The sequence below is a fragment of the Streptococcus sp. HMSC072D03 genome (assembly GCF_001812855.1).
In the GTDB taxonomy this organism is placed as follows: Bacteria; Bacillota; Bacilli; order Lactobacillales; family Streptococcaceae; genus Streptococcus; species Streptococcus salivarius_D.
On the sequence record NZ_KV810668.1, the window covers coordinates 16,361 to 38,065 of the forward strand.

The following is a 21,705-nucleotide window of genomic DNA, read 5'->3' on the forward strand; positions in this document are numbered from 1 at the left end:
AGGAGAATAGAAACTATGAAATTTGTTGGACTCGTTGGAGCAAATTATGACCAATCATATAACCGTAAACTGCTCGAATTTATCAGAAGACATTTTAAAATAAAATTTGAACTTGAAGTTTTGGAAATTGATGAAGTTCCTATGTTTAACCAAGATGAAAAATGGGACGAAAGCTTCCAACTTCGCTTACTTAATAACAAAATTACACGCGCTGACGGTGTTATCATCGCAACACCTGAGCACAACCACACTATCTCTGCAGCACTTAAATCAGTTTTGGAGTGGCTCTCATTCGAAGTGCACCCATTTGAAAACAAGCCTGTAATGATTGTTGGTGCTTCATACTACGACCAAGGGACTTCTCGTGCCCAAGTGCATTTGCGTAAAATCCTTGAAGCGCCTGGTGTCAATGCCTATACACTTCCAGGTAATGAATTCTTGCTTGGAAAGGCTAAAGAAGCCTTTGACCTTGAGGGGAACATTACTAACGAAGGTACTATTAACTTCCTTGAACAATGCTTAGATAATTTCATCCAATATGTAGGAGTGGTTTCTAAATTGAAAAAACCAAAACCAATCGAACCTGAAGATTTGGATTGTAACAACCCAATCGCTACAACTGTTACTGAAGTCGACCCTGACGATCCAGAATGGGTAGAAAAAGTAGCTGAAATTACTGGTGCGGTATCAGGTGATACCTACGTGAAATTGGATCATGGTATTTTGACAGTTAATCAAATTGACATGTTCCTCAAGGCTATGCCATTTGAATTGACCTATGCCGATGACAATAACCAGTTCCTATACTACAATAACGCCCATCAAGATCCTGACACTATGTTTGCTAAACGTGTGCCACCTCAATCTGGTAGCCGTATGTCAACTGTTCACGGCTCACTTCCACCAGCTCGTATGAAAAATGTGGAATGGGTTATCGGTACACTGCGTAATGGTAACCAAGAATACGTTCGTACGATTGTTCCAGGGTCACCTGAAGGAGTTATCAATACGCATAACTATCAGGCTATGTACTATGATGATGGTTCTTATGCAGGAATCAATGAAATCGTCTTTAACTTTAAACCATGGCTTGACTGGTATCTCGAAACAACTGGTCAACGCCTTGTCGGAGGAAGCGGTCCTTTTGCACCAGCTGCAGCTAGTCATGGCGGTAGCGACGCCACATCTGGTGCATCAGATGCGGGTGGTCATGGTGGCGACGCAGCCCCAGCCGCAGATGCCACATCTGGAGCATCCTCATATTAAGACTTGGAAAAGTTGGGACAACTGTCCTGACTTTTTTTTCATGGTCATCTTAGATTCATTTTCACTCGAGCTTGCGCATTTGCCATGCTCCAAGCCACACATTTTAGAGGTAAACCTATGTCTCAATTTCAAGAAAAAGTATTCGCTGCTTGTGCTAAAAAAGAAGCTCTCTTTGACGAAAGTCTGGGGCGCTATGCCTTGCGTTCTATGCTTGCAGGAGCTTATCTTACCATGTCGACTGCTGTAGGAATTATTGGTGCGGATGTTATCGCAACAGGTATTCCAGCCCTTTCTCGTTTTGTCTTTGCCTTTATCTTTGCCATCGGACTGGTCTTCGTTCTCATATTCAATGGAGAGTTGGCTACTTCAAACATGATGTTCCTGACCAGTGGTGCCTATTATGGTAAAATCAAATGGAGCAAGGTGTGTACCATCCTCCTCTACTGTACCTTCTTTAATTTTGTCGGTGCCCTTATCTTGGCCTGGTTCTTCAACCAATCCTTCTCTTTCCAACATTTGACTGACAAGAGTTTCTTAGTTACTGCTGTCTCAACCAAGCTTGGAAAAACAGATTGGATGAACTTTACAGAAGGTATTACAGCTAATATGTTCGTTAATATTGCCATCTTGGGTTACATGCTCCTCAAAGAAGAATCTGCTAAAATTTTCATTGCGCTATCAGCTATCTTTATGTTTGTATTTTTGATTAATGAACACTTGATTGCGAACTTTGCTTCTTTCATGTTGCTCGGTTTCAACGGTGTGCGTGACGCTGTAGATAATTTCACTTTGGCAAATATTCTACGTCAGTGGATAGTCGTTTTCTTCGGTAACTGGATTGGTGGAGGTATTTTCATTGGTTTGGCATACTCTTGGCTCAATAAAACTAAAACACCTCACATTGATTAGGAGACCACATGCGTCAAAAAACATTCATCAAACAAACCAGCCTAGCTATTCTACTGTATTTTATTTGCCTAGCCCTTGCAGTGACTATTGATTTAATCTTTTTCAAAGTCAAAAATATGTATCATACGCCTGCTTTAGCGGCTATCTTTGCAGGCTGGGTCTACTTGGGGCTTATCAGAAAGACAAAACAATTTGGAGCAATTACCTGTCTGGGTATCTTTATGTCCCTCTTCTTCTTTGCCTCTGGACACTTTGTTCTAGCCTTTCTTCCTAGCTTTCTAGCTGGCCTTGTCGCTGACTTTCTAGCTAAGAAAGGGAACTATGAGAATAATAAACTTAATCTACTTTCCTATATGATCTTTTCCCTAGGAAACTTAGCACCCATTATCACCATGTGGCTTGCACCCAAAGCCTATATCGCACAGCTCCTAGCCAAAGGGAAAACTCAAGATTATGTAAATCAAGTTATGGTTCCCTTTACAGCCAGTCATGCCTTAATCCTGATTGGAGGAACGCTCATGGCTGCTCTCATTGGAGGCTACATTGCCCAAAATTGGCTAAAAAAAAAATAAATAGCCATCAGCCCTCCTAACAGAGAGTACAAGACAAACATGCTTTTCTTATGTTATAATGAGAAAGAATACAGTCTTTTTCTACTTTGTTAGAAAGGACCTAAAGGGAGACCTAATGATGAAAAAACAAAAAATCGCTGTCTTGGGCCCTGGTTCATGGGGAACTGCCCTTGCTCAGGTACTCAACGACAACGGACACGAGGTTCGTATTTGGGGAAATATCCCTGAACAAATTGATGAAATTAACGAGAAACACACCAATACCCGCTACTTCAAGGATGTGGTTTTGGATGAAAACATTAGAGCCTACAAGGAGCTGTCTGAAGCCCTAGATAGTGTCGACGCTGTTCTCTTTGTTGTTCCAACCAAGGTTACTCGCTTAGTTGCTAAGCAAGTTGCTGAACTTTTGGACCACGAAGTTGTTGTCATGCATGCTTCAAAAGGTTTGGAACCTGGAACACACGAACGTCTTTCAACAATCCTTGAAGAAGAGATTCCTAAGGAACTTCGTAGTGAGATTGTTGTCGTATCTGGTCCAAGCCACGCTGAAGAAACTATCGTTCGCGATATCACCCTGATTACAGCAGCATCTAAGGATCTTGAAGCGGCACGCTATGTCCAAGGTATTTTCAGTAATAGCTACTTCCGCCTCTACACCAATTCAGATGTGATTGGTGTTGAAACAGCTGGTGCTCTTAAAAACATTATTGCGGTAGGTGCTGGTGCCCTCCATGGTATGGGTTATGGGGACAATGCTAAGGCAGCCGTTATTACTCGTGGACTTGCGGAAATTACTCGTCTTGGTGTGAAACTTGGGGCTGATCCTTTGACTTACAGCGGTCTATCTGGGGTTGGTGACCTTATTGTTACAGGAACTTCTATCCATTCACGTAACTGGCGTGCTGGGGATGCGCTCGGTCGTGGAGAAAAACTAGAAGACATTGAACGTAACATGGGAATGGTTATCGAAGGTATTTCAACCACAAAGGTTGCCTACGAAATCGCCCAAGAACTCGGCGTCTACATGCCAATTACAACAGCAATCTACAAGTCTATCTATGAGGGTGCTGATATTAAGGAATCTATTCTCAATATGATGTCCAATGAATTGCGCTCTGAAAATGAATGGGATAAAAAATAAAATCTAAGGAGTTCTCATGAAGAATCAAAAAGTTAGAAAAGCTATCATCCCCGCTGCAGGACTCGGAACACGCTTTTTACCAGCTACTAAGGCCTTGGCCAAAGAAATGTTGCCAATCGTTGACAAACCAACTATTCAATTTATCGTTGAAGAAGCCCTCAAATCAGGTATCGAAGATATCTTGGTGGTTACTGGTAAGTCAAAACGTTCTATCGAAGATCACTTTGATTCAAACTTCGAATTAGAGTACAACTTGGAACAAAAAGGTAAGACAGACTTGTTGAAATTGGTTAATGATACCACTGCTATTAACCTCCACTTTATCCGCCAAAGCCACCCACGTGGCCTTGGAGATGCTGTTCTTCAAGCTAAAGCATTTGTCGGAAATGAGCCATTTGTTGTTATGCTTGGTGATGACCTTATGGATATCACTAATGACAAAGCTGTACCATTGACTAAACAGCTCATTAACGATTATGAGGAAACACACGCATCAACCATTGCAGTTATGCCTGTACCACACGAAGAAGTTTCTTCTTATGGTGTCATCGCCCCTCAAGGCGAAGGCGAAAATGGACGTTATAGCGTTGAAACTTTCGTTGAAAAACCAAATCCAGAGGATGCACCAAGTGATCTTGCTATCATCGGACGTTACCTTCTAACACCTGAAATTTTCGGTATTTTGGAAACTCAAGAACCAGGTGCTGGAAACGAAGTCCAATTGACTGATGCTATCGATACGCTTAACAAGACACAACGCGTCTTTGCTCGCGAATTTACTGGAGACCGTTATGATGTCGGTGATAAATTCGGATTCATGAAAACATCAATCGATTACGCACTTAAACATCCTCAAATTAAAGATGACCTCAAGCAATACCTCATTGACTTGGGTCACAAACTTGAAGGCAAACCAGCTAAAAAAGACTAATATAAAATCCATCGAACATGACATTCGATGGATTTTTCATATGACTTAAAAATAAGTGAATCCTAGAAGAATCAGCAATAGTAAAATGTAGGTTAAAAGAGCTGTAAAACGCCAACCTTTACTAAATAAGCGACTTTCAACCTTGTTAGCCAAAAAGATAGCTGCAAGAGCACCTCCAACTAAACCACCAAGATGGCCTGTAATCCCAACACTAGGTGTAAACAGGTTGAAGATTAAGTTTATGACAATCAAAGCCAAGTAATTGCGACCTAACTGATTAAGCAAAGGACTATGACTATAGTAGCCAAGAATCACAACAGCCGCAAAAAGTCCAAACAAGGATGTCGAAGCACCAGCTGCAATAACATTAGGCGTAAAAAGTAAGGTAAAGGCATTTCCCATAACACCAGCTAACAAATATAGCCCTAGAAAACGTAGAGTCCCAAAAATATGCTCAGCCATTTTCCCCATAAAGTAAAGGGCAAGCATATTAAATAGAAAATGCTCAATACCTATATGCACAAAAATCGGTGTTACAAGACGCCAGAGGTTCAGTGGGCTGTACTGAACAAAAGCACCGTACATAGCCCCCATCTTAAAGAGGCTCAAAGGTGAGGTCGCTTGAAAGCCGTTTAAAAGATATTGACAGATAAAAGTCAACGTCGTAAGCCCCAACAATAGATAGGTTGCTGGGTATTTCTTCCACTCATTTATTTGCATGTGACGACCTCCTTAACAGGAATATCATAGCTGTCTGGTTGAAAATCATGTTTCTGGCAAGGATAAACCGTACTAACGGTCTCCCCTTCAAAGTCAGACAAAAAGCGGTCATAGTAACCTGCTCCGTAACCAATACGATAGCCTTCATCATTGAAAACTACTCCTGGCACATGAATCAAATCAATCTCTGATTTATCCACAGCCAAATCAGACGCAGGTTCCATCAAGCCAAAAGAGGTTGCAACAAGATTATCTGGATCATAATCCACAAAAATCATTCGACCTTGTTTATATGTTTTAGGAATCAACAGTCGTTTACCATCCTTTAAAGCCTGATTGATTAAAAGACTGGTATCATATTCATGAGGAAAAGACAAATAAGTCGCAATCACCTGGGCATCTTTATAAGCAGGTAAGGCAATCAATTGCTCCAAAAGATATTGATCTATCTTAGCCTTAGTCTCAGGATCTTGTGAAGTTAACTGAGCCAAGACTGTTTTTCTAAGTTCATTTTTCATAGGTTTATCATATCAAAAAAGCTACCAAAAGTCAGACTTGGTAGATTTTTTAGCTGTATCAACTATGGTTAGGCTTCTGCCTTGTGTTTAAGGAATTTTCCAATTTCAGTCACTGCAAAAGCGAGGGCATCTTCATTTGGACTCATCTTAGGATGGTGAAGTGCATATGGCGTGTCAATTCCCAACCAGAACATGACACCTGGAACCTTACTAAGCAAATAACCAAAATCCTCTCCAGTCATAGCTGGTGGACAATCAATCAAGTTGACCTCTGGGCTAGCATCAAAGAAGCTCATTAACTCTTTAGCCAAGGCTGGATTATTTTCCACAGGAAGATAACCACCTTGTTTCAACATGATATCCACTTCCATACCAAAGCTAGCTGCCACGCCTTCTGCAATCTGACGCACGCGCTTCTGGATAAGGAGACTCATTTCCTGAGTAAGGGTACGAATAGTTCCATAAACCTCTGCAGTTTCAGCGATAACATTATTAGTAGTTCCTGCATGGAACGAACCAAAGGTAACTACCCCACCCTGGATAGGGTCAACATTACGACTAACAATCGTTTGCACCTGAGTAATAAAGTAAGAAGCTGCTACAAGGGCATCATTGGCCTCATGTGGAAAGGCTGCATGTCCACCTTTCCCCTTGAAAGTAACGAGGACTTCACAAGTCCCAGCAAAAAGGGTGCTTGTGTTAGTCGCAATATCACCTACCTTGAAATCTGGACGGACGTGAAGGCCATAGAACTCATCTGGCAACCAATCTCCAAAGGCACCATCCTCATACATAAGCATACCACCAGCTTCATTTTCTTCAGCCGGCTGGAAGAGGAAGAGCATGTTATTTTTAGGCTGTACTTGAAGCATCTGATCCAAGAGACCAAGCGCTGTGGTCATGTGCATATCGTGTCCACAAGCATGCATACGACCTTCATGAGTAGACTTGAAGTCAAGACCTGTTTCCTCTACGATTGGAAGACCATCAATATCTGTACGCCAACCAATAGTCTTTTCAGGAGCATGCCCGTGAAGATAGACAAGAATCCCTGTACGCCAAGTACGTTTCTCCACAAAATCCTTACCTTCAGTCATTTCAGCAATACGCTCTAAGAGATAAGCCTGAGTTTTAAATTCTTCCAAACCAATTTCAGGAATTTGGTGAAGGTCTCGTCTGATTTTAATTAAATCAAGTGTCATGTTTTTATCCTTTTTATTTGTCTTATTTTATAGAGAATCTAGAAATAGAGGCCTTACAGGCCTCTACTATCAATATGTTACAAGTTACGCAAAGCATCTTCGAGTGCTGTTTTTTGTTGTGTTTTCTCATCAATTTCCTTGATGATACGAGCTGGAACACCAGCCACAACCACATTTTCAGGAACATCTTGAGTAACGATAGCTCCAGCAGCAACGACTGAACCGTTACCAACTTGAACACCTTCAATAACAACAGCATTGGCACCAACAAGAACGTTGTCACCGATACGAACTGGGTCTGCTGAAGCTGGTTCAATCACTCCAGCAAGGACTGCACCCGCACCGATGTGGCTGTTTTTACCAACAGTAGCACGACCACCAAGGATAGCACCCATATCAATCATAGTACCAGCACCAATTTCAGCACCGATATTGATTACAGCACCCATCATAACGACAGCATTGTCTTCGATAGTTACTTGGTCACGGATAATGGCACCTGGTTCGATACGTGCATTAAGGTGACGTTTATCAAGCAAGGGAACAGCTGAGTTACGACCATCTTGTTCCACAACATAGTCCTTGTTTTCAGTCAAGTTAGCAAGAAGTGGTTCAATATCTTTCCAGTCTCCGAAAAGAACGTTACCAAGTTTAGTGACAGAAGCTGGAACAGCAGTTGCCAATTCCCCTTCAAAAGTTACTTTAACATTCGTTTTCTTTTCAGCATTACCGATAAAAGCGATAATTTCTTGTGCAGACATTTTTTGTGCAGTCATGAGATTCTCCATTCACATAAAGTTAGGAATTATTATACCAAAAATTCTGATAATTGTCTTTGCTTTTGCCAAATACAGTGTATTTTTATGTAAAATTGGTCTTTAGAGCCTCTATATCAGTAATCACTCGGTCTGGCTTGATTGGGGAATTCTCCAGTTCTCGACGGGAATAAGGGAAGGTATTGAGCAAGATACCATCGATCCCAACTGCTTCAGCCACAGCAATATCAGTCGTCAAGTTATTTCCAACCATGACAGTCTCAGACGGGTTTAACCCATAATCATCCAAAACTTGCTTTAAAAATTCAGGTTGAGGCTTACAGATACCGGCATCCGAAGACAAGTAAATAGCATCAAAATAAGATCTTAACGCCATTAGGTCAATCTCAGCGTTAGTAAAGGCTGCTTGAGCATTAGACAAGAGATAAATCCGACAGCCCTGTTCTTTTAGAAAGGCTAGCACCTCCTTGGTATGGGGATAAGCCGTCACATGTTTGCGAGATAAGACGCGAAAGACCATTGCTATCAATTGTCCCCAATCTTCCGGCTGATTAGAATTACTAGACTGAGGCCGAGCATCTACATAAAGCTGGTTAAAAATGTGGGCTAAATCAATTTCTGGATAAGCAACTCCTTTGAGCTCTATTAACTCCTTACGGGCCTGATCCACGTGCTTAGCATAAGCCTTTTTAAGAGCATCACCCTCATAAGCCGCTCCATAAGCCTGATATAGTTGGCCTAGTTTATCCCATAACACAGGATCCTTCTCATCGGTTAGGATATCAACCAAGGTACCATAAAAATCAAAAATGTAGTTCTTATAGGCTCTGTTTTTCATCGCTTTTTACCCATTACTGAAACTTTCCTACTTATTGCTCTCATCATACACCTTTTAGGAAGACCAAACAAGCTAACTGAGACATTTTCCCATCAAAAAAATCCCAACGATTGTTAGGATTGCTTATCATCTCTAATACAGCCAATCAGCAGTTCTCCCGCAACGGTTAATTGCGTCACTGAAGTTAAGTCCAAAGTCTCCTTATTGGCATGGAAAAAAAGAGGTGTCATCTCGGCAAATGTTTGAACATGCTCTGATGGCATAGACCAAGTCTTAGCAATCGTCACACGCTCCAAAAGGTCACAGGACTCTTGAAAATGCTCCAGAACATCCCGGTTCGAATAAGCCTGCGCCTCCGGTAACAATTGGCGAAACTCTTTAAGATGATCCTCATGAGGAATAACCTTAAAAATTAAGCCATGATCAGACAAAAGTCGTCCAAATTCTTGATAATTAGCTGGTGAAAAAATATCTAAAATCACATCAATACTGTGTTCACGTAAAGGCAATTGAGCCAAATCGCCAACAAACCAAGCTACGTTTTTCTGAGGATTTTGACGAGCCGCAAGAAGGATAGAATCCTTAGATAAATCAAAGGCCATGAAATCCTTGTCAAACTCTTGAGCCAACTGACGGCTATAATAGCCCTCACCACAAGCAACATCTAGAACGTGCGAGTGTCTAGGAAGGTCACGCAAGTGCTCTGAAATCACCTCTAGGATAGGATCGTAATAGCCTGCCGCAAGAATCTGACTCCTCTTTTCAAAAGAAGCCATATCATAGTGCTTATCTCCCTTAGTCTGTCTCAAAAAATTGACAAAGCCCTGCTTGGCGATATTAAAGGTATGCCTATTCTGACAAACCAAGCTAGACAAATCCAAATGCATTGGCACCTGACAGATAGGACAAGCAAAAAGACTCTCTTGATCTTTAAAAACACTAAATTTGGCCATAAATCCTCCTCGACACAAAAAAAGAGCACACACCTGAAATCGCTTAGGGCTGCTGGATTCCTCCCCTGACCCGCTTCACGCACAGATGTTGCTCCAAGAAATATTATACCATAAATTGAAGTGATTGCAAGTAGAGAACTTATGATAAGACTAGCTAGACCTACCCCTATCAATCCCTATTATATCCTTCGGTCAGTCTAAACTTCGATAAAACATAAGACTTACCATGGTGACATTTATGTCACTACTTTTTTATTTCTCGACACCTTATAATAAATCCATAGCTTGAGGAAAGCACCAAAAGCTAGTGACATGGCTGACTTTATTGAAAGGAGAAGTCATGCTTAGCATATCTCTTAACTCGTGGTGAGAGGGTATGAGATTTAAAAACTCACCAAAAATAAAAAAAGGAGAATGACAATGATTAACAAAGAAATGAAGGCAGCTGACCTAGTCTCAGTAACAGGAGGCGGATGGAAGATTAACCTTGCCATTGGAGGGCTCTGCCTAGCTTCAGGACCTATTGGAACTATGGTATGCCTTGGAGCCTACAATGGCTACATGGACTCTGCGCGATAAATGAAAGGATATATGAACAATGACTAAGACCATTAACAATCGTAAAAACATGACTACTCAAGAACTTGAAGCTGTATCAGGTGGAGTGGTTCCTTGGGCCGCTATTTCTGTTGGCATTGCTGCTGCAAAACTAACTTATGACCTTAGCTATGCTGCAGGTAAGTCTTTCTATAACCTCACCCACTAACTAACATAACTCGGCTGACATCTCAAAGATTTTGAGGATGATAACTCATGAAACATACAAAAAATCAAACAAATGATACTACTGCTAATCAATCACCTAAAATGAGTAACTATTTACTCGTAAAAATAGCTTTAGCTGGAATTATCAGTAGCTTACTTCTGATACTCCTAATCAACCTTATCTTTCATGTACGATTGGGAACACCAATTATTGATACTAATTTGAAGTCCGCTTTTGGTACTCTGATTCTCTTTATGCCTATTTTTCTTTTAACAAGAGAGAAAGAAAAAAAAGTATAGAAAGAGTAACCTAAACTGCCTTCAGGAAAACAAAAACACTCTTCTTTCATTAAAAAGTGCAAGCCCTTTGGACTTGCACTTTTGTTTACATATCTTGCCTTGTTTCCAATTTAGCCAATCGTTTGGCTTCTTTTTTGCGTTCACGACTCTGACGGAAAAAGTCTTGCATAATCTTAGCACACTCTTCCTCCATGACACCAGTCTCTACTTCTACGCGATGGTTGAGACGCTCATCTCTTAGGATATCGTAAAGGCTACCTGCGCCACCAAACTTTTGATTGCTTGCTCCATAGATCACTTTAGGAATACGAGCCAAACCAATTGCCCCACTACACATGACACAGGGTTCGATGGTTACAAAGAGGGTACAATCTAACAAACGCCAATTGCCCACAGTCCTATTAGCCTCCTGAATAGCCATAACCTCCGCATGCATGATAGCTTGATTGAGCTCCTCACGTGCATTGTGCCCACGACCTATGACTTCGCCATCTTTAACGATGACACAGCCAATTGGAATCTCTGCTTTATCTAGAGATTTTTCGGCCTCCTTAAGAGCTTCAGACATAAAAAAGTCTTTCTCTTCTTGGGTAAAGTCAAGCATTAGTGTCACTCCCGTTCCAAGATTTGCGAGACAATATCTCGCTTAGTCCTTCTATTATAGCATAAGAAAAGAAATACCGAAGACCTCCATTTTAAAGGACACAAAAAAAGCTAAGACGAATCATCCTAGCTTCAAACACATTAGTCTGGTGAGTCTTAGGAATCACACCAATGTGTTCCCCCAAGGCTAGACGAAAAGTCAACGACCGCTTAACATCCTAATTCATATGTCAGTCGGAGTGTCATAGTCAATTGTCTGTGAAATCATTATACAGGCCTAGGGCCTCACAACGATAAACAAAAATGCAACTGTCTCAAACAATTGCAAGGATAGCGTTATAGTTGTGATATTTCACACTTTCCTTCCAAACAAATAATGCCTACTATAAAAGTAACTTTTATAGCTTTTTCCTTACCCATCTATAGTTTATCATGAAACCTCTATCATTTAATTTAAAAATAGGTAATAAAACAATGATATAGATTAGAAACAACTGTTAATTGTATGCATTCTTTTGAATATTTTGCTTAACATTTAAAAAGTTGATATATCAACCTTTTAGGGCTTCATAAACTATTTTTTCTAGTCTATCTACACTATTAAACACCTATCATCCTAAGTCTTATCTAATTTTACTGTTTATTAGTCTAACAAGTGTTTAATATTTTATCTCCAACAATTCTTCAAAACAAGGTATGGAACAAGATAATGATTTTTTAGAGAGGTTCTTCAAAGATAGGAGACCTAGATAGCTAGTCAAAGGATAAACTAGAAGGGAAGCTCTTCTTCCAAGACGAGGTCAGCCAAGTCATTATCAGGATTATTTTCCCTAACAGCACGCTGAGCACGACTCTCCAGAAGTTGGAAAGAGGAACAAAGCACTTCAGTAACGTAATGGGTTTGACCATTCTTATCGTACTTACGGGTACGAAGCTCACCATCAAGAGAAATTAAACTCCCCTTGCTAGCATAAGATGCTAAGGTCTCAGCCAAACGCCCCCAGACAACCACTGTAATAAAGTCAGCCTCACGCTCACCATTTTGCGTCTTATAGCGACGATTAACCGCAACTGTGACACGTGTAAAAGACCTATCACTAGCAGTCTTAACCATTTCAGGGGTCGCTGTCAAACGTCCAATTAAAATTACTTTGTTATACATTTTTTTACCTCCACCTATCTATTCGTAAGAGGAAGTAAAAAATAGATTATTTTTAAATAGCTTTACAGATCCCTTTGAGGGTATCCTTACTAATACTCCAATCTACATAAGCAAATTGTCCTAATATTCCTAGTAAATAGGAGACTATTACTTTTCTAGTAATACTGCTCTCTCAGATATTTTCATAACAGCAGTTGAATGTTAAATTTTCTCTACTCGTTTAGCTAGCTCAACGTTTTTGAACCACAATTTCCCATGAAGCAGGACCGACTTGTTCAAAGCGCGTCACAGGATAATCATTATCTGCAGCCCAGTTTGGTATACTTTCCGTTGCTTGCGTACAATCGAAAGCTATCAACAACTCATCACCAGTAGCTAATTCAGCCATTTTTTTCTTCGCATCAATCAATGGGAATGGACATACCAATCCACCCGTTTCAAGTTTTATCAAAGCCATATGATATTCTCCTCTTAATTTTTGTTGGGTTTTACAAAGATAATATAGGAAGCTGTCCAAACACCTAAAATAGTCACTGGTAAAGCAATCCATCCCTTACTAGAAAAAATTGCTGTAGCTGTTAAACCATTACCAATCGTACAGCCACCAGCCCATGAAGCACCGATTCCCATAAAAATACCCCCTAGTGTGCTCTTACCGATGGTTGACAAGTCTGGCAAGCGCCAACGAAACTCTCGAGAACCCTTTGCAGCAAGAAAGGAACCAAGAAAAATCCCCAATACAAGAAAAACACCCCAACCAAGCTGTTTACTATCACCTGTAATAATATAACTAATTAGATGTGCTGAGGGAGTTGTAATCCCTAACCCTCCAACACGACCCGTCAACTGACTAGCAGGCCAAGCAATTAAAGCAACAAGACCTATCAGAAATCCTGCAAAATATTTATGGTAAGTTTTCTCAAAAAGATAGTGTCTCACTCCCTTATATTTTGATGGAAGCGTAGCAATCTGACGTCTGGGCTTACGTAACTCTCGAATGACAATGAAACTTGTTATAGCTACTAAGAAAACAAGAAGATACCAAACCGGAATTCCTAATTGACCAGCTAAATCATCATTAATTACCCATCGCTTAGCTATTAATTGATTCAAAGGAACAAGAAATCCTGATTTCATAGCCGCTGCACTTGTCATATAAAAGAATAGTGCAACCCAACTACCTAGGAGACCTTCACCAGCACGATACCACGTTCCTGTGGCACACCCCCCAGCGAGAACAATTCCAATACCAAATAGATAGGAACCCACAATTGCTCCTAACACGGAAAATTCTTCATAAGGGTTTCCAATAATACCTAATTGAATCAGGGAAAGTACTCCTATACTTTCTACTGTGATTGCAATAAGAAAAGCGTAAAATAATGTATTATTACGTGCAATATACATATCTCGGAAACCACCAGTCAAGCAGAAACGAGTTCGTTGCAAAATGAATCCAAATATCAGACCAATGAGCCCACCAGAAAGAATAGTTGTAAGCATAAGTACCTCCTAAAGTAAATATTGATTACATTTTAAGAAAAATATTATAACTTGCATAATCTTTCTTTTTTATGATTAGCTATAAACTTTCTTTATGACAAACAAAAAAGCGGCTTACTTACCGCTTCTTTTACTATTTACCCTTTCCAGTGTTTGGCTGGATCAAAAGTCTCACCGACTACTGCTGAATCATCAAGTTCAATAATACCACGTTTTTGTGGGGCATTTGGAAGTGCCAACTCACGTGGGGCACACATCATACCATAACTATCTTCACCACGAAGTTTTCCTGGGAAGATAAGGGCACCGCTAGGCATCATAGCACCAGGAAGTGCTACGATAGTTTTAAGCCCAAGCGCTGCGTTTGGTGCTCCTGCAACGATTTGGACCTTCTTATCACCGATGTTCACTTGGCAGATGTTAAGGTGGTCACTGTCTGGATGTGCAACCATTTCATCAATTTGTCCAACCACAAAGACTGGACCTTGTGTGTTTTCCAAACGCTCTTCAAAGCCCTCTTTAGCCAATTCCTCGTTCAAGACAGCTACATCTTGGTCTGACAAAAAAACTTGACCGTTACCTTCGATATCAATGAGGCTTGACGCTTCAAAAATATTCCAAGCAAGAGTCTTGCCTGTTTCATCAGCTGTGACACGCGCCACTTTACCTTTACGTTCTACGCTACGTTTGATGTCCTTAGTATCTTCCAAGATAACCAACAAAACGTCGCCAACTTGTTCCTTATTGTATGCAAAAATCATGGGTTCTCCTTCAATAGTTCTTTTATAGATTTTAAAATCGACTGACATGCCAAGAATCGTCATTACTACCATAGCGATAACTAATCTTGTCAATTTTCCAGTCACTCTCTGTTAATTTTACGATAAATTGTTTATGGTACCAAAAGTCATTCCCATAGGAAAATTCGAGAAACATCTTAGCCTTACTCTTCATAATAAACTTAACTCGACAGGGCTCTAACACAAAATCATAGGTGCCTGGAGAACCAAAAGAAGCTGAAAAACCTCTTTTATAACAGTTATCAGTCAAGTGTTTTTGAGCTAAAGGAGTCAACTTCTCTTTAAATTCATCAAATAACTCCATTTCTCCAGGAATAGTTTGATGTGTAGGAAGATTATTTTCCTTTTTGTAGGTGTTTATTTCTTGGTGTTTTAGGAAGATATCACTTTCAATTTTGGAATGCTCTACTAAAACTTGGCATAATTCTTCGATGATCCTCTCATTTTTTTCTGTCAGATACTTTTCTTTGGTTTCTGAAATATCAAGAGAGATATTAGGAAAGTGATTGATTTTCATCTTTTAAATCTCCGACAAAAAGGCATTGATTTCTTCTTTGGTTTTACGAGCTTTATTGACCAAGCGTCCCAATTCCTGACCTTTCTGAGTCACGACAAAACTTGGGATACCAAAAATATTCCAAGTTTGCGCCAAAGCCATATAATCATCACGGTTGACACGCACAAAGGTCATATCTGGATGGAGGGCTTCAATTTCAGGCATAACGGGATAGATAAACTGGCAGTCTGGACACCAATCAGCAGTGAAAAAGAAAACCACCTTTTGATCACTTTCAACATAGCTAGCCAATTCTTCAAGATTCTTAGGAATAATCATGCCTGCTCCTCCTCATAGGTCAAGATATCCTCTGCATAAACAAAGCTATAGGCACGCCCATCCTCTAAGACGATACCTCCTGTAAGCCCTGGATTTTCCTTATCAGTGGGATTTGTATAAAGGACTGCGATAGTCCCCAAGTGAGATAATTCTTGTCTAATATCTTGGATTAATGCAGCCTTCTTCATTTCTGCACGTGACTGTCTATACTTCTCTACCATTGCCAAGAGACCTAAAGCTCCTACGCCTCCAGCAAACAAGGCCAATGTTTTACGTTTCATAAGAAACATTTTACCATAATTTTAGACGAATGGGGAGAGGCTACCTATCTCTTGAGAATCGTGCTAAAATAGTAGCAAGTACTACTCAAGGAGGATTTTATGACTACCCTATTTGACAAAATTAAAGAAGTAACCGAGCTCAGTGCTACTTCAGGCTTTGAAGCTCCTGTACGCGACTACCTTCGCAAAAACATCACCCCACTTGTAGATGAGGTCCAAACAGATGGTCTCGGTGGTATTTTCGGTATCAAGCATAGCCAAGCAGAAAATGCCCCTAAGGTGCTTGTGGCTGCCCACATGGATGAAGTTGGGTTTATGATTAAGGAAATCAAGGCAGACGGGACTTTCCGTGTCGTCGAACTTGGTGGTTGGAACCCACTGGTTGTCAGCTCACAACGCTTCACCCTACACACTCGTGACGGTCGTGTCTATCCTGTCATCTCAGGTTCAGTGCCACCTCATTTCTTACGTGCTAGCGGTGGGGATTCAAGTCTTCCTAGTGTTTCTGATATCGTCTTTGATGCTGGTTTTGCCAACCAAGAAGAGGCTAATGCCTACGGCGTTTTCCCAGGTGATGTCATCATTCCTGAATCAGAAACGATTCTTACAGCCAATCAAAAGAATGTCATTTCTAAAGCTTGGGATAACCGTTATGGTGTTCTCATGATTCGTGAACTCTTGGAAAACGTTAAGGATCAAGAACTCAACAATACTCTAATCGCTGGTGCCAATGTTCAAGAAGAGGTTGGTTTACGTGGTGCCCATGTCTCTACCACTAAATTTGATCCTGAAGTTTTCTTTGCAGTGGACTGTTCTCCTGCAGGTGATATCTATGGTGATCAAGGTAAGGTAGGCGATGGTACCCTTATTCGTTTCTTCGACCCAGGTCACATCATGTTGCCAAATATGAAAGATTTCCTTTTGACTACAGCTGAAGAAGCTGGTATCAAATACCAATACTACTGTGCTGCGGGCGGAACAGATGCTGGTGCCGCTCACTTGCAGAATGCTGGTGTTCCATCAACAACTATCGGTGTTTGTGCCCGCTACATTCACTCGCACCAAACCCTTTATGCGATGGATGACTTCCTAGAAGCACAGGCTTTCTTACAAGCTATTGTTAAGAAGTTGGATCGTTCAACAGTAGATTTAATTAAAAACTACTAAGACAAGGAGTAACCCATGATTATAGGTTTTATCGGTGTCGGAAAAATGGCAACAGCTATTATCAACGGCCTAAATACAAGCTCACATCGTATCATTATTTCAGGGTCTTCCTTGGCTCGTTCACGCCAGCTTGCAGAGGAACTAGAGGTTGAAGCGGCTGCTTCCCATCAGGAATTGCTGGATAACGCTGACCTGGTCATCCTTGGTATCAAACCTCAAATGTTTGATAAAGTACTAGCCGGTCTCAATTTTCATCAACCTATCATAAGTATGGCTGCTGGAGTGACCTTAGAACGCCTCGCTTCCCTCACCAGTCCAGACCTTCCTCTTATTCGTATCATGCCGAACCTTAATGCTCAGATTCTCAAAAGCACTACTGGTCTTTGCACTAATGATAAGGTATCCGAGGACCTTTTGGCAGTTGCCAAGGAAATCACAGACAGTTTTGGAACCACTGTTGAATTGGCTGAGAAGGACTTTGATACCTTTACTGCCTTAGCAGGTTCTAGCCCTGCCTACATCGCCCTCTTTATCGAGGCTCTAGCCAAGGCTGGTGTCAAAAACGGCCTAAGTAAGCAGGTCGCTCTGACCATTGCCACACAGACGGTTCTAGCTACTGCTGAAAATCTCAGTCTTGGTAGCGACAGCCCACATGATCTTATTGACAAGGTATGTAGCCCTGGTGGGACTACTATCGCCGGTCTCATGGACCTTGAGCGTACAGGCCTCACCCATAGTGTGGTTTCAAGTATTGATACAACCATTGCTAAAGCCAAAAAACTATAACTAAGAAAAAAGCTCGGAAGATTCCGAGCTTTATTTGATATATGGTGCTAAAAATTGTAAGAGTAACAACATTGAAACCGCAATACTATTATTAATGATATGGGCCATGATACAGTACTCTAACTTTTGAAACTTACGATATGCTATTCCAAGGGCAAGACCCATACCTGCATATACAATCCAAACACCGATACTATTCGGCATATGAACAAGGCCAAAAAGTAAACTACTAACAATCAAGCCAACAATAGAATCTGGATTAAAGACGCGTCCCATGAGGAGCCCGCGAAAAACCAGCTCTTCCACAATTGGTGCCATAATTACTGTAAACGTTATGAGAAGGAAGGGATTCATATGGGCATTTTCTATGGCTGCCTGATTGGTGCTATTACTAACACCTTCCATCATCATGACTATAGAACCAATCCTAGTAACGATATAAATACCTAGGTAGGTCAAGCCAATCATACCCCAGGCCTTCAGGGAAGAAAGGACCTTAAAGCCTTCGAAAAGCCCAAGACGTTTTCCTAAGAAAAGAGTTCCTGCGCTCATAAGAAGCAAGACAAAAATTAAGAGACAGACCAGCCTTATATCTTTGACACCTAAATAGATGGTTGGAACTTGATCAATAATTAGTATTAGGAAAGCTAGTAAAAAATAAAGAAAGCGTTTGAGAATTGACCCTTTGTTCATGAGAATCCACCTCTTTTCATCATTTATTTGTACCTTTATTATAATACAACATAACTTATTTGACAAGACAATAAGAGAATGAGAGGTGAATTTTTCAAGAAAATATAGGCTCTTATCCTATTTTAGATAGGATGAGACGAATAAGAGCAAATCCCAATACTAAGCCATAGAGCAAGACTGATAAGACTGTAACATATGACAACTGAATATTGACAAAGGCATATAGGGCAATCAAAGCAAAGATAAGCAAAAACTCTAAAATCAGAGTTGCGACTGCTGACGCCATTAAAATCTGTTTATTTCGCTCATCGTAGGCAGCAATATACATCCGATGAAGACGTTTAGGATGGGTAAGTGTCGCAAAATAATAGATTGACAAGGCATAAACCCCAAGGGTAAGTCCCAAAACTAAGCCTAGAGCATAATCACTAAGACTGTTAGAGCGAACAACAAACAATCCCAAAACACCCAAAGACAAAAGAGAGCAGGCTACTCGTGTAATGTATTTCTTAAATTCGGCCTCTGTTTTTCTATTTCCTAATAACATTTTTATTAACATATCCTAATTCTCCCTTCATTATCCTTTAAAAGAGCAATATACATTTTTTCAATGATAACCTTAAACATTCACCTTAAACGAAAAGACTGAGTAGTACAACTATGCTATTGTTTAAAATATGAACACTCATATTGTACTCTATACGCTTAGTCTTATAATATGTTATCGCATAACCAGCTGACATAATACCATAGATGACAATTGTCTGAAGCGTAAATGCTGAGTGACCAGCCATAAAGAGAAGACTGGAAATAACAAGACCCGTCTTAAAGTATTTTCCAAAGAGCACCTTGGCTAAGAGTCCCCTAAAAATGATTTCTTCCATAATCGGAATAATAAAACCGACGACTACTAGGTGAAGATAGAATGGTACGTGAATAAATATCTTATTTAAAGCATCTTGATTTTCCATAGTCGTATTGTGTGTTAACTGACCAACAAAATACCCTAGAAGATCACCTAGGAAAAAGATGACAAGATTAAGAGAAGCAATCGCAACGAGACGTCTCCAATTAATCTCTTTAAGCGATAAGAGTTTAAATCTATAAGCAATCACGATAAAAATAGCCAAACTCCCTAATGCCCAAATACCGTAACCTATTTGCTCCACAAGTGAAAACTTACCATCCTGAGTAAGTAGCGGGAAAGCACCTAATAGTGTTAAATCTAAGATTAGTAGAGTGAGCGCTAAAACAATAACACCAATTTTCTTCATGACTTTTTTAAACATATCTTTTCTCCTTAATCTTCCTCAAAAATAAAGACTTCTTCAATAGTCTTTCCAAAATATTTAGCAATTTTAAAAGCTAGTTCCAACGACGCATTATAGCGACCTTTTTCGAGTGAAATAATGGTCTGTCTTGTGACTCCCATTTCATCTGCTAACTCTGCCTGACTAACCTTATTAGCCTTGCGAAGTTCCTGAATTTTTGTTTCCATGTGGTACCTCAACTTTATCGTTTATTCTCAAATAGTTAAACTCCTTACTTTTTTTGTTAAGTTAACTTTACATTTATAGTATAGTCTACTTTACATATTTTGTAAAGTCTCTTTTACATTTTTTGTAAAGTTTTCTTTACTTATTGAATTACACATATATAGACATCGACAAATGATGCTTTCAGAGCATTCAAAAAAGCTGGCCAATCACTCGGCCAACTTTTCTGGTCTTATCAAATTTTTGATAACTTATTTAGTTTTAAGGCGCTCAACATCACGCGCAATCACCAACTCTTCATCTGTTGGGATAACAAATACTTTAACAGCTGACTCTGCTGTTGTAATGTCGCCTACATGTCCGAAGACATTCTTTTCAGGATCCACTTCAATACCAAACCAAGTGAGACCATCCAAAACTGAAGCACGAACTTCCGCAGAGTTTTCACCAATACCTGCTGTAAAGACGATAGCATCCGCTCCGTTCAACACACCGAAGTATTGAGCAATGTATTTACGCAAACGATCCACATAAAGATCATAAGCCAAGGCACATTTTTCATCGCCAGCATTCTTACCAGCAATGATATCACGCATATCACTTGATTTTTCAGAAATACCAAGAAGACCTGATTCTTTATTAAAGACGTGACGGATACGCTCAGCATCTGCCATTTCAGGCTCACGATCAATAACAAATGGAATAATCGCAGGGTCAAGGTCCCCAGTACGTGTTCCCATCATAACGCCACCAAGTGGTGTCAACCCCATTGATGTGTCTACTGATTTACCACCATCAACCGCAGTAATTGAAACACCATTTCCCACATGGGCTGTGATAATCTTAGTTTCTTCAATTGGCTTACCTAACAACTTAGCTGCTTCTTGAGAAACATATTGGTGACTAGTTCCGTGTGCTCCATACTTACGGACTTGGTAGTCTGTATAGTAACGATTAGGCACTGGATAACGGTAGGCCACTTCTGGCATAGATGTATGGAAGGCTGTATCAAAAACAGCAACACTTGTAATATCTGGGAGGAGCTCCTTAAAGGCACGAATCCCTGAAGCTGCACCTGGATTGTGTAAAGGCGCTAAGGCTGACAATTCTTCAATCTTAGCCAAGGCATCTTCATCCACCAAGCTTGATTCTTTGAAATATTCTCCACCAGCAACCACACGGTGACCAACACCTGTGATTTCATCATAGCTCTTGATAATATCAAAACGAATCAAATCATCAAGCAAGATTTTTACTGCCTGAACATGGTCAGCAATATCTAGAGTTTGCGATTCTGAACGGTCATCAAATTTTACTGTTGAAACAGAATCTTTCAAGCCGATACGTTCAATCAAACCCTTAGCAAGAACAACTTCATCTGGCATCTCATATAGTTGCCATTTCAAGCTTGAGCTTCCTGCATTAATTGCTATTGTTTTTGTCATAAGCCACCTCTTTGTAAAACGCTTTCAATAATATAGTCCTATT

At 40.3% G+C, this 21,705-nt stretch carries 29 protein-coding genes and 1 other RNA gene; 10 read left to right on the forward strand and 20 right to left on the reverse strand.

What is annotated here, in order from left to right; genetic code table 11:
* Positions 1-15 precede the first annotated feature (15 nt).
* The 5 genes from HMPREF2877_RS06200 (at position 16) to galU (ending at position 4,819) form a co-directional block, all read left to right on the forward strand.
* On the forward strand, positions 16-1,266 hold the full coding sequence (locus HMPREF2877_RS06200) for an NAD(P)H-dependent oxidoreductase (RefSeq protein WP_002885631.1): 1,251 nt from the start codon (positions 16-18) through the stop codon (positions 1,264-1,266).
* 117 nt (positions 1,267-1,383) lie between these two features.
* Positions 1,384-2,175: a formate/nitrite transporter family protein gene (locus tag HMPREF2877_RS06205; protein WP_014635096.1), complete on the forward strand. Its 792-nt coding sequence runs from the start codon at positions 1,384-1,386 to the stop codon at positions 2,173-2,175.
* Between the two features lie 8 nt (positions 2,176-2,183).
* Complete coding sequence (locus tag HMPREF2877_RS06210) at positions 2,184-2,747, forward strand: MptD family putative ECF transporter S component (RefSeq protein ID WP_070579188.1); 564 nt, start codon at positions 2,184-2,186, stop codon at positions 2,745-2,747.
* Between the two features lie 118 nt (positions 2,748-2,865).
* Complete coding sequence (locus tag HMPREF2877_RS06215; protein WP_002886991.1) at positions 2,866-3,888, forward strand: NAD(P)H-dependent glycerol-3-phosphate dehydrogenase; 1,023 nt, start codon at positions 2,866-2,868, stop codon at positions 3,886-3,888.
* Between the two features lie 16 nt (positions 3,889-3,904).
* Positions 3,905-4,819 carry a UTP--glucose-1-phosphate uridylyltransferase GalU gene (gene galU, locus HMPREF2877_RS06220; protein ID WP_002886993.1) on the forward strand — a complete coding sequence of 305 codons (915 nt, stop codon included), beginning with the start codon at positions 3,905-3,907 and terminating at the stop codon, positions 4,817-4,819.
* Between the two features lie 45 nt (positions 4,820-4,864).
* Here galU and HMPREF2877_RS06225 read toward each other — a convergent pair whose 3' ends face one another.
* The 7 genes from HMPREF2877_RS06225 to ffs form a co-directional block, all read right to left on the reverse strand.
* Positions 4,865-5,539, reverse strand: a complete 675-nt coding sequence (locus HMPREF2877_RS06225) for a rhomboid family intramembrane serine protease (RefSeq protein ID WP_002886995.1) — start codon at positions 5,537-5,539, stop codon at positions 4,865-4,867.
* Positions 5,530-6,057: a 5-formyltetrahydrofolate cyclo-ligase gene (locus HMPREF2877_RS06230; protein WP_002886996.1), complete on the reverse strand. Its 528-nt coding sequence runs from the start codon at positions 6,055-6,057 to the stop codon at positions 5,530-5,532. The genes HMPREF2877_RS06225 and HMPREF2877_RS06230 overlap by 10 nt, the downstream gene beginning before the upstream one ends.
* A gap of 68 nt (positions 6,058-6,125) precedes the next feature.
* A complete protein-coding gene (locus HMPREF2877_RS06235) occupies positions 6,126-7,259 on the reverse strand; it encodes an N-acetyldiaminopimelate deacetylase (RefSeq protein WP_002886997.1) in 1,134 nt (377 codons plus the stop codon).
* Between the two features lie 77 nt (positions 7,260-7,336).
* Positions 7,337-8,035, reverse strand: a complete 699-nt coding sequence (dapD, locus tag HMPREF2877_RS06240; protein WP_002886999.1) for a 2,3,4,5-tetrahydropyridine-2,6-dicarboxylate N-acetyltransferase — start codon at positions 8,033-8,035, stop codon at positions 7,337-7,339.
* An 85-nt stretch (positions 8,036-8,120) separates the two neighbouring features.
* Positions 8,121-8,873 carry an HAD family hydrolase gene (locus HMPREF2877_RS06245; protein ID WP_070579191.1) on the reverse strand — a complete coding sequence of 251 codons (753 nt, stop codon included), beginning with the start codon at positions 8,871-8,873 and terminating at the stop codon, positions 8,121-8,123.
* A gap of 113 nt (positions 8,874-8,986) precedes the next feature.
* On the reverse strand, positions 8,987-9,826 hold the full coding sequence (locus HMPREF2877_RS06250) for a methyltransferase domain-containing protein (RefSeq protein WP_070579194.1): 840 nt from the start codon (positions 9,824-9,826) through the stop codon (positions 8,987-8,989).
* 14 nt (positions 9,827-9,840) lie between these two features.
* An RNA gene (gene ffs / locus HMPREF2877_RS06255) (signal recognition particle sRNA small type) lies at positions 9,841-9,926 on the reverse strand.
* 320 nt (positions 9,927-10,246) lie between these two features.
* On the opposite strand from ffs, the gene HMPREF2877_RS06260 reads away from it, so the two are divergent.
* Genes HMPREF2877_RS06260 through HMPREF2877_RS06270 form a run of 3 tightly spaced genes read left to right on the forward strand, consistent with a single transcriptional unit; the run spans position 10,247 to position 10,891 of the window.
* Complete coding sequence (locus HMPREF2877_RS06260) at positions 10,247-10,405, forward strand: class IIb bacteriocin, lactobin A/cerein 7B family (RefSeq protein WP_070579197.1); 159 nt, start codon at positions 10,247-10,249, stop codon at positions 10,403-10,405.
* A 19-nt stretch (positions 10,406-10,424) separates the two neighbouring features.
* Entirely contained in the window at positions 10,425-10,592 is a 168-nt protein-coding gene (locus tag HMPREF2877_RS06265) for a class IIb bacteriocin, lactobin A/cerein 7B family (protein ID WP_002885883.1), read from the forward strand.
* 47 nt (positions 10,593-10,639) lie between these two features.
* Entirely contained in the window at positions 10,640-10,891 is a 252-nt protein-coding gene (locus HMPREF2877_RS06270) for a hypothetical protein (protein WP_070579199.1), read from the forward strand.
* A gap of 85 nt (positions 10,892-10,976) precedes the next feature.
* On the opposite strand, the gene tadA is transcribed toward HMPREF2877_RS06270, so the two are convergent.
* The 8 genes from tadA to HMPREF2877_RS06310 all read right to left on the reverse strand — a co-directional run bounded on the left by tadA (position 10,977) and on the right by HMPREF2877_RS06310 (position 16,075).
* On the reverse strand, positions 10,977-11,495 hold the full coding sequence (gene tadA, locus HMPREF2877_RS06275; protein ID WP_014635105.1) for a tRNA adenosine(34) deaminase TadA: 519 nt from the start codon (positions 11,493-11,495) through the stop codon (positions 10,977-10,979).
* A 768-nt stretch (positions 11,496-12,263) separates the two neighbouring features.
* On the reverse strand, positions 12,264-12,656 hold the full coding sequence (locus HMPREF2877_RS06280; protein WP_070579202.1) for a single-stranded DNA-binding protein: 393 nt from the start codon (positions 12,654-12,656) through the stop codon (positions 12,264-12,266).
* 229 nt (positions 12,657-12,885) lie between these two features.
* Positions 12,886-13,113, reverse strand: a complete 228-nt coding sequence (locus HMPREF2877_RS06285) for a sulfurtransferase TusA family protein (RefSeq protein ID WP_003095911.1) — start codon at positions 13,111-13,113, stop codon at positions 12,886-12,888.
* A 14-nt stretch (positions 13,114-13,127) separates the two neighbouring features.
* Positions 13,128-14,159 (reverse strand): YeeE/YedE family protein, encoded by a 1,032-nt coding sequence (locus HMPREF2877_RS06290; RefSeq protein WP_021144677.1) that lies wholly within the window; start codon positions 14,157-14,159, stop codon positions 13,128-13,130.
* 137 nt (positions 14,160-14,296) lie between these two features.
* A complete protein-coding gene (ytpR, locus tag HMPREF2877_RS06295) occupies positions 14,297-14,920 on the reverse strand; it encodes a YtpR family tRNA-binding protein (RefSeq protein ID WP_049529270.1) in 624 nt (207 codons plus the stop codon).
* A 31-nt stretch (positions 14,921-14,951) separates the two neighbouring features.
* Positions 14,952-15,476: a hypothetical protein gene (locus tag HMPREF2877_RS06300; protein ID WP_070579205.1), complete on the reverse strand. Its 525-nt coding sequence runs from the start codon at positions 15,474-15,476 to the stop codon at positions 14,952-14,954.
* 3 nt (positions 15,477-15,479) lie between these two features.
* Positions 15,480-15,794: a thioredoxin family protein gene (locus tag HMPREF2877_RS06305; RefSeq protein ID WP_002887006.1), complete on the reverse strand. Its 315-nt coding sequence runs from the start codon at positions 15,792-15,794 to the stop codon at positions 15,480-15,482.
* Positions 15,791-16,075, reverse strand: a complete 285-nt coding sequence (locus HMPREF2877_RS06310; RefSeq protein ID WP_070579208.1) for a DUF4651 domain-containing protein — start codon at positions 16,073-16,075, stop codon at positions 15,791-15,793. The genes HMPREF2877_RS06305 and HMPREF2877_RS06310 overlap by 4 nt, the downstream gene beginning before the upstream one ends.
* A 99-nt stretch (positions 16,076-16,174) precedes the next feature.
* Between HMPREF2877_RS06310 and pepA the strand changes: the two genes are divergently transcribed.
* Together pepA and proC are read left to right on the forward strand one after the other, a co-directional pair.
* Entirely contained in the window at positions 16,175-17,242 is a 1,068-nt protein-coding gene (pepA, locus tag HMPREF2877_RS06315; RefSeq protein WP_070579210.1) for a glutamyl aminopeptidase, read from the forward strand.
* Between the two features lie 15 nt (positions 17,243-17,257).
* Positions 17,258-18,028, forward strand: coding sequence for a pyrroline-5-carboxylate reductase (gene proC / locus HMPREF2877_RS06320; protein ID WP_002885846.1), 771 nt, complete (start codon positions 17,258-17,260; stop codon positions 18,026-18,028).
* A gap of 30 nt (positions 18,029-18,058) precedes the next feature.
* Here proC and HMPREF2877_RS06325 read toward each other — a convergent pair whose 3' ends face one another.
* The 5 genes from HMPREF2877_RS06325 to HMPREF2877_RS06345 form a co-directional block, all read right to left on the reverse strand.
* Positions 18,059-18,721, reverse strand: a complete 663-nt coding sequence (locus tag HMPREF2877_RS06325; protein WP_070579213.1) for a CPBP family intramembrane glutamic endopeptidase — start codon at positions 18,719-18,721, stop codon at positions 18,059-18,061.
* 112 nt (positions 18,722-18,833) lie between these two features.
* Positions 18,834-19,280, reverse strand: a complete 447-nt coding sequence (locus HMPREF2877_RS06330) for a CAAX protease (RefSeq protein ID WP_070579216.1) — start codon at positions 19,278-19,280, stop codon at positions 18,834-18,836.
* A gap of 73 nt (positions 19,281-19,353) precedes the next feature.
* Positions 19,354-20,010 (reverse strand): CPBP family intramembrane glutamic endopeptidase, encoded by a 657-nt coding sequence (locus tag HMPREF2877_RS06335; protein WP_070579219.1) that lies wholly within the window; start codon positions 20,008-20,010, stop codon positions 19,354-19,356.
* An 11-nt stretch (positions 20,011-20,021) separates the two neighbouring features.
* Positions 20,022-20,219: a helix-turn-helix transcriptional regulator gene (locus HMPREF2877_RS06340; RefSeq protein WP_070579222.1), complete on the reverse strand. Its 198-nt coding sequence runs from the start codon at positions 20,217-20,219 to the stop codon at positions 20,022-20,024.
* Positions 20,220-20,468: 249 nt separating this feature from the next.
* Complete coding sequence (locus tag HMPREF2877_RS06345; RefSeq protein WP_002885831.1) at positions 20,469-21,662, reverse strand: acetate kinase; 1,194 nt, start codon at positions 21,660-21,662, stop codon at positions 20,469-20,471.
* Between the last annotated feature and the right edge of the window lie 43 nt (positions 21,663-21,705).

Bases quoted from the DNA above. Each gene is read 5' to 3' on its own strand.
- HMPREF2877_RS06200 (WP_002885631.1), top strand. From the start codon at position 16: ATGAAATTTGTTGGACTCGTTGGAGCAAATTATGACCAATCATATAAC.
- HMPREF2877_RS06205 (WP_014635096.1), top strand. From the start codon at position 1,384: ATGTCTCAATTTCAAGAAAAAGTATTCGCTGCTTGTGCTAAAAAAGAA.
- HMPREF2877_RS06210 (WP_070579188.1), top strand. From the start codon at position 2,184: ATGCGTCAAAAAACATTCATCAAACAAACCAGCCTAGCTATTCTACTG.
- HMPREF2877_RS06215 (WP_002886991.1), top strand. From the start codon at position 2,866: ATGAAAAAACAAAAAATCGCTGTCTTGGGCCCTGGTTCATGGGGAACT.
- galU (WP_002886993.1), top strand. From the start codon at position 3,905: ATGAAGAATCAAAAAGTTAGAAAAGCTATCATCCCCGCTGCAGGACTC.
- HMPREF2877_RS06225 (WP_002886995.1), bottom strand. From the start codon at position 5,539: ATGCAAATAAATGAGTGGAAGAAATACCCAGCAACCTATCTATTGTTG.
- HMPREF2877_RS06230 (WP_002886996.1), bottom strand. From the start codon at position 6,057: ATGAAAAATGAACTTAGAAAAACAGTCTTGGCTCAGTTAACTTCACAA.
- HMPREF2877_RS06235 (WP_002886997.1), bottom strand. From the start codon at position 7,259: ATGACACTTGATTTAATTAAAATCAGACGAGACCTTCACCAAATTCCT.
- dapD (WP_002886999.1), bottom strand. From the start codon at position 8,035: ATGACTGCACAAAAAATGTCTGCACAAGAAATTATCGCTTTTATCGGT.
- HMPREF2877_RS06245 (WP_070579191.1), bottom strand. From the start codon at position 8,873: ATGAAAAACAGAGCCTATAAGAACTACATTTTTGATTTTTATGGTACC.
- HMPREF2877_RS06250 (WP_070579194.1), bottom strand. From the start codon at position 9,826: ATGGCCAAATTTAGTGTTTTTAAAGATCAAGAGAGTCTTTTTGCTTGT.
- HMPREF2877_RS06260 (WP_070579197.1), top strand. From the start codon at position 10,247: ATGATTAACAAAGAAATGAAGGCAGCTGACCTAGTCTCAGTAACAGGA.
- HMPREF2877_RS06265 (WP_002885883.1), top strand. From the start codon at position 10,425: ATGACTAAGACCATTAACAATCGTAAAAACATGACTACTCAAGAACTT.
- HMPREF2877_RS06270 (WP_070579199.1), top strand. From the start codon at position 10,640: ATGAAACATACAAAAAATCAAACAAATGATACTACTGCTAATCAATCA.
- tadA (WP_014635105.1), bottom strand. From the start codon at position 11,495: ATGCTTGACTTTACCCAAGAAGAGAAAGACTTTTTTATGTCTGAAGCT.
- HMPREF2877_RS06280 (WP_070579202.1), bottom strand. From the start codon at position 12,656: ATGTATAACAAAGTAATTTTAATTGGACGTTTGACAGCGACCCCTGAA.
- HMPREF2877_RS06285 (WP_003095911.1), bottom strand. From the start codon at position 13,113: ATGGCTTTGATAAAACTTGAAACGGGTGGATTGGTATGTCCATTCCCA.
- HMPREF2877_RS06290 (WP_021144677.1), bottom strand. From the start codon at position 14,159: ATGCTTACAACTATTCTTTCTGGTGGGCTCATTGGTCTGATATTTGGA.
- ytpR (WP_049529270.1), bottom strand. From the start codon at position 14,920: ATGATTTTTGCATACAATAAGGAACAAGTTGGCGACGTTTTGTTGGTT.
- HMPREF2877_RS06300 (WP_070579205.1), bottom strand. From the start codon at position 15,476: ATGAAAATCAATCACTTTCCTAATATCTCTCTTGATATTTCAGAAACC.
- HMPREF2877_RS06305 (WP_002887006.1), bottom strand. From the start codon at position 15,794: ATGATTATTCCTAAGAATCTTGAAGAATTGGCTAGCTATGTTGAAAGT.
- HMPREF2877_RS06310 (WP_070579208.1), bottom strand. From the start codon at position 16,075: ATGAAACGTAAAACATTGGCCTTGTTTGCTGGAGGCGTAGGAGCTTTA.
- pepA (WP_070579210.1), top strand. From the start codon at position 16,175: ATGACTACCCTATTTGACAAAATTAAAGAAGTAACCGAGCTCAGTGCT.
- proC (WP_002885846.1), top strand. From the start codon at position 17,258: ATGATTATAGGTTTTATCGGTGTCGGAAAAATGGCAACAGCTATTATC.
- HMPREF2877_RS06325 (WP_070579213.1), bottom strand. From the start codon at position 18,721: ATGAACAAAGGGTCAATTCTCAAACGCTTTCTTTATTTTTTACTAGCT.
- HMPREF2877_RS06330 (WP_070579216.1), bottom strand. From the start codon at position 19,280: ATGTTAATAAAAATGTTATTAGGAAATAGAAAAACAGAGGCCGAATTT.
- HMPREF2877_RS06335 (WP_070579219.1), bottom strand. From the start codon at position 20,010: ATGTTTAAAAAAGTCATGAAGAAAATTGGTGTTATTGTTTTAGCGCTC.
- HMPREF2877_RS06340 (WP_070579222.1), bottom strand. From the start codon at position 20,219: ATGGAAACAAAAATTCAGGAACTTCGCAAGGCTAATAAGGTTAGTCAG.
- HMPREF2877_RS06345 (WP_002885831.1), bottom strand. From the start codon at position 21,662: ATGACAAAAACAATAGCAATTAATGCAGGAAGCTCAAGCTTGAAATGG.